This is a genomic window from Microcystis sp. M109S1, from assembly GCF_020247025.1.
In the GTDB taxonomy this organism is placed as follows: domain Bacteria; phylum Cyanobacteriota; class Cyanobacteriia; order Cyanobacteriales; family Microcystaceae; genus Microcystis.
The window spans coordinates 1-14645 of sequence record NZ_JADBRW010000315.1; the positions used below are offsets into that span (position 1 = coordinate 1).

Annotated in this window: 11 protein-coding genes and 1 pseudogene; 7 read left to right on the plus strand and 5 right to left on the minus strand. The window is 42.4% G+C overall.

Annotation, left to right across the window (positions count from 1 at the left end; genetic code table 11):
- The first annotated feature begins 271 nt into the window (after positions 1–271).
- Positions 272–1003: an undecaprenyl-phosphate galactose phosphotransferase family protein gene (locus IM322_RS15780; protein WP_002760967.1), complete on the plus strand. Its 732-nt coding sequence runs from the start codon at positions 272–274 to the stop codon at positions 1001–1003.
- A 428-nt stretch (positions 1004–1431) separates the two neighbouring features.
- Here IM322_RS15780 and IM322_RS15785 read toward each other — a convergent pair whose 3' ends face one another.
- Complete coding sequence (locus tag IM322_RS15785) at positions 1432–2004, minus strand: Uma2 family endonuclease (protein ID WP_287673911.1); 573 nt, start codon at positions 2002–2004, stop codon at positions 1432–1434.
- A 209-nt stretch (positions 2005–2213) separates the two neighbouring features.
- On the opposite strand from IM322_RS15785, the gene ileS reads away from it, so the two are divergent.
- The 3 genes from ileS to IM322_RS15800 all read left to right on the plus strand — a co-directional run bounded on the left by ileS (position 2214) and on the right by IM322_RS15800 (position 6802).
- Positions 2214–5072 (plus strand): isoleucine--tRNA ligase, encoded by a 2859-nt coding sequence (ileS, locus tag IM322_RS15790; protein WP_287673912.1) that lies wholly within the window; start codon positions 2214–2216, stop codon positions 5070–5072.
- A 103-nt stretch (positions 5073–5175) separates the two neighbouring features.
- Complete coding sequence (locus IM322_RS15795; protein WP_287673913.1) at positions 5176–5610, plus strand: hypothetical protein; 435 nt, start codon at positions 5176–5178, stop codon at positions 5608–5610.
- Positions 5611–5620: 10 nt separating this feature from the next.
- Positions 5621–6802: a ParA family protein gene (locus tag IM322_RS15800; RefSeq protein ID WP_287673915.1), complete on the plus strand. Its 1182-nt coding sequence runs from the start codon at positions 5621–5623 to the stop codon at positions 6800–6802.
- On the opposite strand, the pseudogene IM322_RS15805 reads toward IM322_RS15800, so the two are convergent.
- Positions 6800–6987 (minus strand): annotated as a pseudogene (locus IM322_RS15805) (hypothetical protein); the annotation flags it as partial. The gene IM322_RS15800 and the pseudogene IM322_RS15805 sit on opposite strands and share 3 nt — an antisense overlap.
- A 90-nt stretch (positions 6988–7077) precedes the next feature.
- Here IM322_RS15805 and IM322_RS15810 point away from each other — a divergent pair.
- The 3 genes from IM322_RS15810 to IM322_RS15820 all read left to right on the plus strand — a co-directional run bounded on the left by IM322_RS15810 (position 7078) and on the right by IM322_RS15820 (position 9225).
- Entirely contained in the window at positions 7078–8187 is a 1110-nt protein-coding gene (locus IM322_RS15810) for a DUF262 domain-containing protein (protein WP_287673917.1), read from the plus strand.
- A complete protein-coding gene (locus IM322_RS15815) occupies positions 8177–8683 on the plus strand; it encodes a HEPN domain-containing protein (RefSeq protein ID WP_287673919.1) in 507 nt (168 codons plus the stop codon). The genes IM322_RS15810 and IM322_RS15815 overlap by 11 nt, the downstream gene beginning before the upstream one ends.
- Positions 8684–8808: 125 nt before the next feature.
- Positions 8809–9225, plus strand: a complete 417-nt coding sequence (locus tag IM322_RS15820) for a RidA family protein (RefSeq protein ID WP_286826036.1) — start codon at positions 8809–8811, stop codon at positions 9223–9225.
- A 40-nt stretch (positions 9226–9265) separates the two neighbouring features.
- On the opposite strand, the gene IM322_RS15825 is transcribed toward IM322_RS15820, so the two are convergent.
- From IM322_RS15825 to IM322_RS15835, 3 genes are all read right to left on the minus strand, one after another.
- The gene (locus IM322_RS15825) at positions 9266–11146 is read right to left on the minus strand and encodes a DNA-directed RNA polymerase subunit gamma (RefSeq protein WP_286826035.1); all 1881 of its coding nucleotides are present in this window, start codon (positions 11144–11146) and stop codon (positions 9266–9268) included.
- Between the two features lie 180 nt (positions 11147–11326).
- Positions 11327–12838, minus strand: a complete 1512-nt coding sequence (locus IM322_RS15830; protein WP_287673921.1) for a WD40 repeat domain-containing protein — start codon at positions 12836–12838, stop codon at positions 11327–11329.
- A 42-nt stretch (positions 12839–12880) separates the two neighbouring features.
- On the minus strand, positions 12881–14461 hold the full coding sequence (locus IM322_RS15835) for a photosystem II high light acclimation radical SAM protein (protein WP_287077633.1): 1581 nt from the start codon (positions 14459–14461) through the stop codon (positions 12881–12883).
- Positions 14462–14645: the final 184 nt, after the last annotated feature.

A 14645-nucleotide genomic window follows, 5' to 3' on the forward strand; every position in this document is an offset into this window, starting at 1 on the left:
CCAGAACCCAAGCCACTGAAACAACGACTAGACGAAGAGGAAGGAAGTAAACCAATAGGACAAACCCCAGACGGAAACGAAACCAACACACCGCCACCAGCTACCAACGCCCGAACAAAAGCCACTGACCTAGCCGCAAACCCTAATTAGAGATTGTTCAGTACAAAGGCTCTAAAATTGCCAGTGCCATTTATTGGACTGAAGACTTGTTTTTTCGGTCTTGTGGCTTTATCATGGGTACTGTGTGGTGTGTGTGATGTGAAGGAGTAAGATGACTGCTAATAGCCAACTTATCTCCGTCAAGGCTCTACAAGCTTTGATGAAGCGAGGGTTCAAACCTTCGGTCTCTGGTAGACGGCATCAAAAATCTTGGTTAATAGCTTTAGACGGCGATACCTCAAAACGATTATTCGATATCGTTTTCTCCCTATCGGTTCTAATTTTCTTTTCGCCGCTTTATTTAATCTTAGCCTTATTGATCGCGATTAGTTCCCCCGGTCCGGTCTTCTATGTGCAGAAGCGCGTCGGTCAAAACTTCCAGCATTTCAACTGTATTAAATTCCGTACTATGGTAATGGATGCGGATAAGGTATTAGAGAGACTGATGGAAGACTCTCCCCAACTGCGGGCGGAATTCGAGGATAATTTCAAGCTTAAGGACGATCCCCGTATAACTTGGATTGGCAAGTTTCTCCGCTTAACCAGTTTAGACGAGTTTCCCCAATTCTGGAACGTCCTGCGAGGAGATATGAGCGTCGTCGGTCCGCGGCCTTTAGTTCCCGAAGAATTGCAGAAATATGGCAATCGCATCGACAAAGTTTTAACTATTCGCCCCGGTTTGACTGGTTTATGGCAAGTTTCCGGACGTAATGACATCCCCTATCCCCTGCGGGTGCAGATGGATGTGTATTACGTTAATTCGCGTAACTGGTTAACCGATATCTGGGTAATCTTCAGAACTATCGGTGTTGTGGTTTTTCCCAAAAATAACGGTGCTTACTAAAGCGGTGAATAGTAATTAAAAATTACTCACTGCTGTTTCCATGTAATTAATCGCTAGACTGGAGGAGAGAAGGGCAGAACTTGCTTTTTTCTCCGCTTTTTTTGAGAAATATTATGACAGTAATTAGGGTTTGCCCTGACCTTACACGATCGAGTGCTGTCTTTCAGCTATGTTTATTGTTCCCTAGGGCAGTTGGGAACTAACAGCGATCGCTAAATTTCTGTTTTTTGATCGCAATTTACAGCCTTTCCCATAGACATAAAGTATAACCTAATTTGGTATTGACGAACAGCTACCCAAAACGAAAACTTCCTACAGGTTTGATAAATAGAATTAAATGCCTGATCATCTCGGTTTGTAGGCAAAGGGAGACAGATTTACCCCTATCCCTAGGAACATAAAAGTGCGCTGTCAAAAAAGAATTGTAATCATACCAAACCGGGGACTTTGCGATAGATAGAAGCGATCGATCCCCGGAATCCTACACGGGTAAATTCTACCTCATCTCCCGCTTCATAGATCTGTTCTTTCCAGATTACCGAATCCTCGCGACGGTGACATTCAATTTTCATCTGGTTTTGATGGATAAGAATGTATTCTTTTAAGGTGGGACAGGTTTGATAATCGCTAAATTTATCACCCCTATCAAAGGATTCCGTAGATTTCGATAATACTTCAATAATCAGAACGGGATAGAGAATAAAATCATCGGTATTGTTAATCTCTCTCTCGTCACAAACCACCGCAATATCGGGATAATAATAACAATTTGCCTCCTCTAACCGGACTTTGATATCGGAAGTGAGAACAAGACAGGGACTATCATCGAGATGGATATTCAATAAAGTGGCTAGATTAGTATTTAAGACAATATGCGGCTTTTTTGCCCCTACCATCGCATAAATCCGTCCTTTTCGGTACTCGTGCTTGATCGGACTGACTCTTTCCCCTTCTAGATACACTTCTGGAGAGACATAAAAAAAATTAGGATTCGTCACCATGGTCCTCATGCTCCCTATTCTCGAATAACTAAATTATAGCCTTTCGGAATCATTGCTCTTGGACTCAATCTCGGTAGACTAATAGATCAATGATTGTCATTTGTAATATAAATATTACAATTATGTGACAAAATAGAAATAACGACTCTCAAAGAGACGTTATTTAGGAATGAATCCCGAAAACGATTGATATCCATAGGTTTGCCAGAATGTCCAACGCTAAAAGTTACAAAGATACCGTTAATTTGCCCCAAACTGACTTTGATATGCGAGCAAATGCCAGCAAACGTGAGCCAGAAATCCAGAAATTCTGGCAAGATGAGCAAATATATGAGAAATTAGCGCAAAATAACCCCAAAGAATTATTTATTCTCCACGATGGACCACCCTACGCTAACGGGTCTCTGCATATCGGTCATGCTTTAAATAAAATTCTCAAAGACATTATCAATAAATATAAACTGCTGCAAGGCTACAAAGTGCGCTATGTGCCGGGTTGGGATTGTCACGGGTTGCCGATCGAACTGAAGGTTTTACAAAGTCTCAAAAGCTCGGAAAAAGAGGGTCTAACCCCTTTGAAATTACGTCAGAAAGCCCACGATTTTGCCCTTCAAACGCAAAAAGAACAGTGTGAAGGTTTCAAAAGGTATGGAGTCTGGGGAGACTGGGAAAATCCCTATTTAACCCTACAACCTGAATACGAGGCCGCTCAAATTGCCGTATTCGGAAAAATGGCCCTGAAAGGTTATATTTATCGGGGACTAAAACCGGTTCACTGGAGTCCCAGTTCTCAAACCGCTTTAGCTGAGGCCGAATTAGAATATCCTGAAGGTCACACTTCTCGCAGTGTCTATGTTGCTTTTCCGATTACGTCAGTTTCAACCCCAGTTTTAACGCCATTTTTGCCTAATTTATCCGTCGCTATCTGGACGACTACTCCCTGGACTTTACCCGGGAATTTGGCCGTCGCATTAAACCCAGAATTAAACTATTCAGTGGTGGAAACTAGCGAGTCTAATTATCTAATTGTAGCGACGGATTTAGTCGAAAAATTGGCCGACACTTTTAACACAACTTTGACGATTAAAGCAACGGTTAAAGGTCTGGAATTAGAACATACTAAATATCGTCATCCTTTGTTTGACAGAGAAAGTGCTATTCTCATCGGTGGGGATTATGTCACCACCGATTCTGGGACCGGATTAGTTCATACTGCTCCCGGTCATGGTCAGGAGGATTATATCGTCGGCCAACGTTACGGTTTACCGATACTTTCTCCTGTCGATGATAAGGGAAATTTCACCGCAGAAGCGGGACAATTTGCGGGTTTAAATGTCTTGAAAGATGCCAATGAAGCAATCATTTTAGCACTGACAGAAAAGGGTGCGTTACTGAAAGAGGAAGCATACCAGCATAAATATCCCTACGATTGGAGAACCAAAAAACCGACAATTTTCCGCGCAACAGAACAATGGTTTGCTTCTGTGGAAGGATTCCGAGAATTAGCTTTAGAAGCGATTGATTCGGTGCGTTGGATTCCTGCAACGGGTAAGAATCGCATCACTTCTATGGTCAGTGAAAGAAGCGATTGGTGTATCTCTCGTCAGCGCAGTTGGGGGGTTCCTATTCCTGTTTTTTATGACGAAGAAACGAATGAACCTCTGTTAACGGAGGAGACGATTAATCACGTTCAAGCTATCTTCGCTGTCAAGGGTTCTAATGCTTGGTGGGAGTTATCGGTAGAGGAATTGTTACCTCCCAGTTATCGCGATAATGGTCGCAGTTATCGCAAGGGAATGGATACTATGGATGTGTGGTTTGATTCTGGTTCTAGTTGGAATGCAGTGGCTAATGCTCGACCAGAATTAAGTTATCCTGCGGATATGTATCTAGAAGGATCGGATCAGCATCGGGGATGGTTTCAATCGAGTTTATTAACCAGTGTCGCTGCTAATGGTATTGCTCCCTATAAAACGGTGTTAACTCACGGTTTTGTTTTGGATGAACAGGGACGAAAAATGAGTAAATCTCTGGGTAATGTCATCGATCCTAATGTGATCATTAATGGTGGTAAAGACCAGAAAAAAGAACCCGCTTATGGGGTGGATGTGATTCGGTTATGGGTGTCCTCGGTGGACTATACCAATGATGTGAATATCGGTCAAAATATTCTCAAACAGTTGGTAGATATCCGTAATAAAATCCGTAATACTGCCAGGTTTTTACTGGGGAGTTTAAATGATTTTGATCCCGTTAAAGATGCGGTAGCTTATGAAGATCTACCGGAGATTGATCGCTATATGTTACATCGTATCTCGGAAGTGTTTACGGAAGTAACGGCAGCTTTTGAAAGTTTCCAATTTTTCCGCTTTTTCCAGACGGTACAGAATTTTTGTGTTGTCGATTTATCTAACTTTTATATCGACATCGCTAAGGATCGTTTATACATTTCTGATCCTAATTCTTTCCGTCGTCGCAGTTGTCAAACAGTCTATGCTATTGCTTTAGAAAATCTCGCTAAAGCGATCGCTCCTGTCCTGTCTCATCTAGCGGAAGATATCTGGCAATTTCTCCCCTACAAAACTCCTTATTTATCGGTGTTTGAGTCAGGATGGCTAAACATCGATCCTGCTTGGAATAATCGCGAATTGGCCGATAAATGGGCCAAATTCCGGCAGCTACGCACCGAAGTTAATAAGGTGATGGAAACTGCCAGAAATGATAAAGCGATCGGCGCTTCTTTAGAGGCAAAAGTTTTACTTTATGTTCCCGATGAAACCTTAAAACAGGAGTTAGAATTATTCAACAATTGTGATAGTTTGACGGGGAATAAAGTCGATGAATTGCGTTATCTATTTCTCTCTTCTCAAGTGGAATTAGTCAGGGATATTAGCGCAATTCAAACCGCAGAATATAAGGGAGAATCGGACTTTGTTTCGGTGGGAATTGTCAAAGCAGACGGCGAAAAATGCGATCGCTGTTGGAATTATTCCACTCAAGTGGGAAAATTTGCCGATGATCCCACTATTTGTGAGCGCTGTAATGCCGCTTTAAAAGGAGAGTTCTAAGCTAAATTAAAAGGGTGCTTTATTGTCTAATAAAGTACCCTTGTTTAATCCTCAGCTAAAAACTTATTCACAGGTATTAACTCTAGGGAATAGATAATTAGGGATGGAAGATTACCAATCAGCTTTTTCAGAACGTCATCAAGATACAGAAATACTTTGTGAATCTAATAGGAAAATAGCTGCTATGCACTTTGGAGGTATTACGATCGAATGTTTGCTGAAATCTATGATCTTAGCTTCGGTATCCAATAAAGAATGGAAAACTAAGTCCAATAACCCTGGACATACCATAACTAATCCGGGTCACAGTTTGACAGCAGCTCTAAAAAGTAATAATCGTCTCTATTCGAGAGTTCAAAATTATCCAGACGTGATAAAATGGATTAATATAGTAGAAAAACCGGTAGAAAACCCTAGTCAAAATTTTATAGATATGCGTTATTCCAGCAGTGAACCGAATGACGATAAATACAAAGAGTGGTTATCAGCTTATACAGGTCTGAAAAATTGGCTTATTTCTCAAGCTACTCAACTTTAAGGAGATAGTTATGTCAGAAACTTGGTTAAGATCACTGAAACAAAAATTAACAGATATATATGTTCAAAAAAAAGCACAAGAATGGGTTGATCTCAATCTATCTACTGCTGGACTTTTGAATATAACTATCGTCAGTGATAAGTTTAAAAATTTATCAACAACTCAGCGAAGAGAAGCAGTTAAAAATGACATAGGACAACAGCATAAATCTTTAGGTTTTATATCTTTATATACTATTCAGGAGGCAGCCTCTCTCGATCTAAAAGCTCCACAACTTCTGGACGCAAAATCAATTCACACTTGGCAGGATTTAGCCTTGTGGTCAGCTAATCCACAAAATCAATCACCGTCTTCTCCCGAACTTTGTCTTCCTAGAACCGTAACTTTTTATTCTTTTAAAGGGGGAGTAGGTAGGACAACTGCTTTAATTCATGTTGCTTGGATTTTAGCGATGCGAGGTCGTAAAGTAGTAGCTGTTGACTTGGATTTAGAAGCACCGGGGTTAAGCACAGCTTTTCCCTTAAATCCCTTACCGGAATACGGAATTGTGGACTATTTTTATGAAAAATCCTATTTACCAGAAGGTGTAGAAGCAAAGATTAATATCACTAAAATATTTGGAGAAGTTAATATTCCCGATGCAACGGGAAGACTATTTATTGTTCCTGCGGGTTATTTGAGTCTTGATTACATTACTAAAGTTGATGATCTGCGAGCAACAACAATTCTCGATAATGGGGAAACACTCTGGTCAACTTTTAGTCGAGAGATTCAAAATCAGTTAAAACCTGATCTTATCTTAGTAGATTCGTGTACTGGAATCAATGAATGGGGAGCTTTATCTTTACTACAGGCAGCCAACGAAGCAATTATTTTTTTATTTCCTAACGAACAAAATCAAAAAGGAATCGAGCTTGTTTTGAAATCTTTGACTTCTTTTGGCCGACTTTCGCTTAATTTTGTTTTTTCACCCGTTCCCGATTTAAGTGATACGGGAATAACTAAAGTTACTCATGCTTGGCAAATTTTCCAAAAGGATATTGACAAAAATATAGATATAGATTCAGAAGACTATCTAATCATACCTTATATTCCCTCGATCGCTCTAGCAGACCGCTATCCTGTCACTGGATTACTGGATTATTATACTCGCATTGCTAACTTAATCGATGAAGATACCAATTTTCAGTAGATAGCATCCGAGGGAACCTTGATTCCTTCTTAATTCTCGCTTTGGTCGTGCTTTGATGACATCCCAGCTGCCATTTGCCGTTGAGATAAATTTCCCTCTTGACCAAGTTGATAGAGCAAGTTTCTTTGTTCTATGTTAAGATGTTGGTGGCTTCGTTTTTGTGTCTGATCTGTTGTTGTATTGATCAGACAGTACCTGATGAGCCTTTTTCTGTCAACTCTTAAGGAGTCGTGCGTTTCATTTTTGAATTGGCAATATTAGGACGGATAAAAATTATGGTTAATTATCTCAGTCAAGAAGAGAAATTACTAGCAGCCGAAGAAGAAAAGTATCTAGAGGAAGAAGATGATGTGGATTTTCCTCCTGCGGATATTATTGCTTACAATGAGCAGCGATCCTGCTCTGATCTAGTTAGAATGTATCAAAAAAAACAATTGGTTATCGATCCAGATTTTCAAAGAGATGTGGTGTGGACTGATCCACAACAAACTCGTTTTATTGATAGTTTAATGAAACAGTTACCGATTCCTAGTATGTGTATTAGTCTTGACTATAAGACAGATAAACGCTATATCATCGATGGATTACAACGAATTAGTACCATCGTCAAATTTTTAACTACTGAAAATTGGAAGCTATCAAAATTAGCTGATGTAGATTCGTCTATTTCTGGAAAAACAGTTGAGGAAATAAAAACTCAGCATGAAGAATTATATGAACGCGTAGAAAATATGACTATTCCCATCACCATGATTCGCTATGACTCCAGCAAAAAAACTCATAATAATTATATTTTTAACATTTTCCATCGCTTAAATACTGGTGGAGTAAAACTCAATAATCAGGAGATCAGAAATTGTATCTATAATGGCGAGTTTAATAGTTTTTTAAAAAAATGCGCTCAATATGAAAACTGGCTTTTGCTGATGGATCGAAAGCAGAAAAAAGCATCTCGATTTGAAGATGAAGAATTAGTGCTTCGTTTCTTTGCTTTTTATGATGAATACCAGAACTACAAGGGGAAATTGACAGGATTTTTAAATGATTATATGTATAAACATAGATTTGCTCACGAAGATTTTATTCAAGATCAAGATCAATTATTCAAGCAAACTGTTGACTTGATTTATGATAGAATCTTCAAAAAGGAACCTCTCAAAACCAGTAAAGTTATTGCTGAGGGAATTCTCTTAGGAGTTGCCAAAAATTTAGATACTTTAGTCAAGCTCTCCAATGATAAATTACAAGACAATTATTCTAGATTAATAAAATCTGAACCATTTTTGACTAAAAATTTAGCTGGTGGTATTTATCAAAAAGATAAGGCTTTAGAGAGAATTAATACATCTATCAAAATTTTTTCATCTACTGGTAATGGTTACTAAAGATTATTTACTCAAGACGTTAAACTGGCTTGATCAACTCTATAATGACCCTACAGCTGATGATCAAAAAACTTCTTCTTATTCTAAACTAGCTCTTATAGAATTATGTGGCTGGATCGAGGAAACTATGGATGATATAGTTTTAAGATGTGCTAAACGATGCTTAAAGTCCGAAGCCAACCAAAAATTCATCAAAGACGAGATTATTAAGCCTAACTCTAACTTTCAATATGAAGCTTTTAGAAAAATGTTGATGATGGTTATTGGTTTAGCAACATTAGAAAAAATCGAAGAACAGTTAGAAACAACTGGTAAAATTAGTGCTTTAAAAGGTTATCTTGTTAATCTAAAGAGAAGTCGCAATCAAGCTGCTCATACTCATACTAAAGGTACTTTGACAACTTATGACGCTCCTTCTAAAACTAAATATAATTTTGAGAGAATATATGCTTGGTTAACAGAGTTAGATGCAGAATTGCAACGTCATAACTGTTGACTTATTTCTCACAGGATCGCTTTTAGCGCATCTTCGACAAAGACAATCAGTCAAAATTAAACCCCCTAACCAGCGAAAATTAACTGTAAGCGCTCGAAAAACTGGGAAAATATTCAATTGATTCAATGTTATCTTTTTTAACTATCCTGCCCATGAATAATCAGGTCATCCGTACTGATAAAGCTCCGGCCCCTGTGGGTCCCTATAATCAAGCGATCGCCGCTACTGGTCCTTTTCTCTTTGTTGCGGGACAAATTCCCCTAGATCCCGTCACGGGTGAAATCGTCTCCGGGGAAATTAGCGCCCAAACCGAACAAGTTATGGCCAATCTAGAGGGCATTTTAACCGCCGCAGGAGCCAATTGGTCAAATGTGGTGAAAACTACCGTCTTTCTCTCGGATTTAGCCAATTTCGGGGCAATGAATCAAGTTTATGCCCGTTATTTCCCCCCGGAAACTGCGCCGGCCCGGGCCTGTGTGGAAGTGGCCCGTCTTCCCAAAGATGTGCTAGTGGAAATAGAATGTATTGCCGCTTTACCCTAAAAATTAAGGTGGGCATTGCCCACCCTAGTTCAATCTCTCTCTAGACCACCAAAGCTTCTAGAATCGTCTTATTGTAGATAATTCGCCCTACAGTAGTACGCACATACTGGGAAATTATCTGACCATCCTTCTCGCGGGTTTTGCGCTCCCGATAATATTTCCAGATGCTGCCATCGGGGAGAGTTTCCGTTTCCAGGACTTCCTCATCGGGTTTATTGGTTTTCACCTTTTCTCCGACCGGTAAACGCAACCACACAGAAGCGTGCAGATCCACCAATCCCTGATCGAAAGAGCGAATAGCGTCATCCATGCTGGCGAAATAACGACCTCCACCCTTTTGGGCCTTGGGATTTTCGGCCGTGAGATAATAACAACCCAAAACCATATCCTGAGAAGGGGCAACAATCGGACGACCGGTCGCCGGTGAGAGAATATTATGACAAGCTAACATCAACAGGCGCGCTTCCGATTGTGCTTCCAGGGAGAGGGGAATATGTACGGCCATTTGGTCCCCGTCAAAGTCAGCGTTAAAAGCGGGACAGACGAGGGGATGTAACTGAATCGCCCGGCCCTCCACCAATATCGGTTCAAACGCCTGAATGCCCAAACGGTGCAGGGTGGGGGCGCGGTTTAACATCACCGGGTGTCCCGTGATCACTTCATCCAAGACGTGCCAAACGTTGACATCCCCCCGTTGGATCATTTTCTTGGCCGCCTTGATATTATTGACGATGCCTAATTTAATTAAACGATGGATAACGAAGGGTTGGAACAATTCGATCGCCATTTCCCTGGGTAAACCGCATTGATAGATCTTCAATTTCGGACCGACAACGATAACCGAACGTCCCGAATAGTCCACCCGTTTACCGAGGAGATTTTGACGGAAACGCCCCTGTTTACCCTCGATAATATCCGATAAAGACTTCAGGGCGCGATTATTGGCTCCCACCACCGTGCGACCACGACGACCGTTATCAATTAAAGCATCGACGGCCTCCTGTAACATCCGTTTTTCGTTGCGGACGATAATTTCGGGGGCGAGAATTTCTTGCAGACGGGATAAACGGTTATTGCGGTTAATCACCCGACGGTAGAGATCGTTCAGGTCAGAGGTGGCAAAACGGCCGCCGTCCAACTGCACCATCGGGCGTAAATCGGGGGGAATCACGGGAATTACGCTTAAAACCATCCATTCTGCCTGAGAACCCGTGGCGATAAAGTTATCGATTACCCGGAGACGTTTAATTAATTTTGCCCGTTTTTGCCCCTTACTTTCGACAATTTCCGTCCGCAGTCTTTCCGCTTCTTCTTCCAGGTTAATTTCCTGTAAGAGTCTTTGGATAGCCTCGGCCCCGATCCCCACTTCAATACCGACTAATTCCGAATCCTCTGCGTAGATTTCTTCTTCGATCTCTAACCATTGATCTTCGCTGAGGAGTTGTTTATAACTAAGATTGCTCGCATTACCCGGATCGAGAACCACATAGGCATTAAAATAGACGATTTGCTCCACGTCCCGCAGGGGCATATCGAGCAGGATACTGAGATAACTGGGAATACCTTTAAGATACCAAACGTGGGTGACGGGGGCGGCTAATTTGATAAAACCCATGCGATGACGACGTACCCGCGACTCGGTGACTTCTACCCCGCAACGTTCACAGACAATCCCCCGGTGACGGACGCGTTTGTATTTACCACACCAACATTCCCAGTCTTTCGAGGGGCCAAAAATTTTCTCGCAGAATAACCCATCCATTTCCGGTTTAAGAGTCCGATAGTTGATCGTTTCTGGTTTGGTTACTTCTCCGACGACTTGACCGTTAGGTAGGGTTCTTTCTCCCCATTGCCGAATTCTCTCGGGGGACGCTAAACCGATTTTGACGTAATCAAATCTTTGATCTGTTGGAGTCTTCATTCTGAATTTTTTACTATGGGTAATGATTCTGGGATAAGCGATCGCTCTCGCGTTCTCGATGCCCCGATGACAACTATTAGGCAGAAACGACAGTTAACTCAGTCACTTTTTCTTTGGGTCAAACTGGCCCGACCGAGTCCGGGACATTACATTATACAATTTTTCTAGTTCGATCGACCATTAAGTGATATTTTCCCAGATGGTGATGCTGCCATCGGCCGCGGCCGCCGCTAGGTGGCAATAATCGGGGCTGAGAACTAAACTGGAGATCGGCGATGATCGCTCATTGGTGGCGGTGAGAGTTGCGATCGCCTGTTGATAATTGGCTAACCAGATTTTAATCTCTCCGTCGGTTCCCCCGGTAAATAACCACTGACCCTCCTCTGCGAATAGCAAGCTTGTCACCTGACCATTATGGGCATTAATCACCCGAATTGGCGCAAAATGACCGCTTTTCTCCGGGTCGTATTGCCAGATTTTCACCGTACCATCCACACAACCGGCGGCAATAATCTGACCATCGGCAGCGATTGCAAGACTCTGCACCGAAGAAACGTTACCGGATAAGACGGCGATTTTTGCTCCCGATCCCAATTGCCAGAGGGTGACAGTGCCATCACCTCCAGCTGCGGCAATAAAATCTTGATTAGGAGCCACTGCTAGGGCATAAATTGCCCCCAGACTGTCATAGGAACTAAATTCTTCGGTTTCCTGCTCTAAATTCCACTGTTTTAGGGTTTGATCGTAACTACCACTAACCAAAAAATGCCAACGGGGGGCAAAATCCAGGCCGTGAATCGAACCGAGATGACCGAGGAAAATTTGCTCTAATTCCAGATTACTGGCATCGCTGGCTAAAGTCCATAATTTAACGGTTTGATCGAATCCTCCCGTCGCTAGATGATAATCGCCGTTTCTGGTGACTGCTAGGGCTAAAATGCCCTGATCATGAGCTTCAACCGTATTAATCAGGGTTCCTCTCGCAAAATCCCAGATTTTTAGGGTACGATCCCAACTAACGCTAATTAAAAACCGTTGATCCTCGGTAATTGCGATCGCTGTGATCATTTCCCGATGGGCGGTCAGACGGCGATAATAGTGCCAATGGGGTATATCGACGGGGGGGGAAGTGGGAGTTAAATTAAGGGCGGGTAGGGTGATTTGTGGCTCATTTTCCGCTTTTGTTGCGCTAATATCGGCCGATTCTTCGTTAATCGGCAAAATCTCTCTGTGTAAACGACCGTAGGATTTTTCCAGATGTTCGATGCGTTCGAGCAGCGCGTTACGGTTGATATATTGAATAATTTGATTGTAGGACTGTTCGAGGGCGAGAATATTCTCCTCTAATTCTGCGACCGCACGGGCGTTATCCCTGGCCACCGCGGGACTCAGGGACTGTATTTGTGCTGATAAAGCTTCTTTTTCTTCTTCCCACTGACTCTGTAATTGACCGGTCATCTCAGTTAAGCGTTGACGTTGCAGGGTTCTTTCTCGGAGACGATTGAGAATATTCAACCCGAAAGTCACTACTAGGAGGAATAAAAGCAAAAACCCGGCACCCATGGCCATAAGGGTAAGCAGGGTTAAGCCTAGGGCGATATATTCCGCTAATTCTAGCCAATGGGGGCGATGGTCGGTCATTTTGCAGTTACCGGTAAAGAAGAATTTATTATCTCCTGATTTCAGACTTATGCTAACGCTAATTGCTGCCTTGGGATTGACTAAAATTAATTTTTAAGCAGGAGTTAAGACTTTTTCCTTAGTTTCTATCGGTGCGGTTAAAGCGGATTCTAAATCGGCTTTCCCTAGTCTTGCTTCCAAAATTTTCAGCACTTCCCGTCCAAAATCATCGGGATTTTGTCGCCATGCTTGCAGACAAACTTCGCCCAAAAATGACCCCAAAGGTTCAGGATTCCAGAGCAGTTTTTTGGCTGTCCAGGGCATTAAACTCATGGGATCGTAGTCGGGTTTAATAATTTCTTTTTTGAGGGCGTATTCTTCTAGATGGGTGTGGGGTTGTAGTCCGATAAAAAAGATGGCTGGTTCCACTTTATCGACTCCAAAAATATTTTCTAATTCTCGATGATAGGCGATGGTTTGACGAATAGTTTCTAGGGTTTCATCAATAACATTAAAGGAATAATTTACCGAAACCAGATCATTAAAACCGGCCGCTTTTAAGTCTCGACAATTTTGCAGAACTGTCCGCAAATTATAGCCCATACGCATTTTGCGGACTAATTCCTGAGAGCCAGCGGTGATGCCAATTTCAAAGTAATTCATGCCTGTTTTTACCATTAAATCGCATAGTTTTGGGGTGAGATTATCGGCACGAATATAGGCAGCCCAACGTATATCTTTCATCCCAGCAGCGAGGATTTTTTCTAATAGTTCTTCTACATCGTCGATAAATTTTCTTGCAGGGATAAATTGGGCATCGGTAAACCAGAAATTGCGAATGCCTCGGTCGTATAATTGGCGCATTTCCTTAACTACTTCGTCTGCTGGATTAATGCGTACTTGTTTACCTTCGACGACGGTATAGATGCAGTAGCAGCAGTTATGGGGACAGCCGCGCTTGGTTTGTACCCCGATATAAAAGTCGTTTTCTTGGAAATAGTAGGAAAATTCCGGCCAAATACTGGCGATATAGTCGTAGTTGCAAGCGGATTTTTCTAAGGGGGTGGGGGATTCGTGGATTAAACGCGGCCGGGGTGTGGTTTCTCCGACGACATAACAACGTTCATCGCTAAAGTCCCGGCCGGAGAGGAATTTTTCTAGCAGGGTTTCCCCTTCTCCCACTGATACAATTGTTCCTGTGGGCAGTTTGGTTTTTAGTTGTTCGTAGAAAACACTGACGGCACCACCCCCGACGATAACTCGCGCTTCGGGATGGTATTTTTTGGCCCGCTGCAACCCTCGGCGAATTAGTCCCTGATTGCGCCATAATTCGCCGTAGTAGGCTGTTGTCACCTTTAAACCTCCTAAAGCACCTCGCAGCTTGATTAGGGGGTTTTTAGCGTAGTAAAATTCAAAGGCGTTTTGCAGGGGATTGCCACCGCGACCACCGACGGGAGCATATATTTGAATATCCCGCCAGGAGAATACTAGCAGGGTGGGTCGAAATTCGTCAACACAGCGATCGAGGGCTTGGTTAAAGTCTAAGGGGGGGACTGTACCAAGGTCAAAAATCCTTTGTTCGATGTCGGGGAATAGTTTATGAACGTGGTCGGAAAGATAAACGACACCGATGGGGAAAATGGGGTTACAGGGGAGTCTAACGTAGAGGATGCGTTGTGCTTGCGGTTGAGTCATGGGATTTCTGAAGGGGATGGAGACGCATTCTGAGTAATCTTAATTTGACATCCTCGCCGCCGTAAAACGGACGGCGATTCCTCACCACGCCACTTTTTTAGGGTGGTCGCGTCAACGGGGTTGACGCAGATAGCGAAAAACGCTTAATTGCTTAAGTCTGACACTTTCGACCCGTCCATTTTGA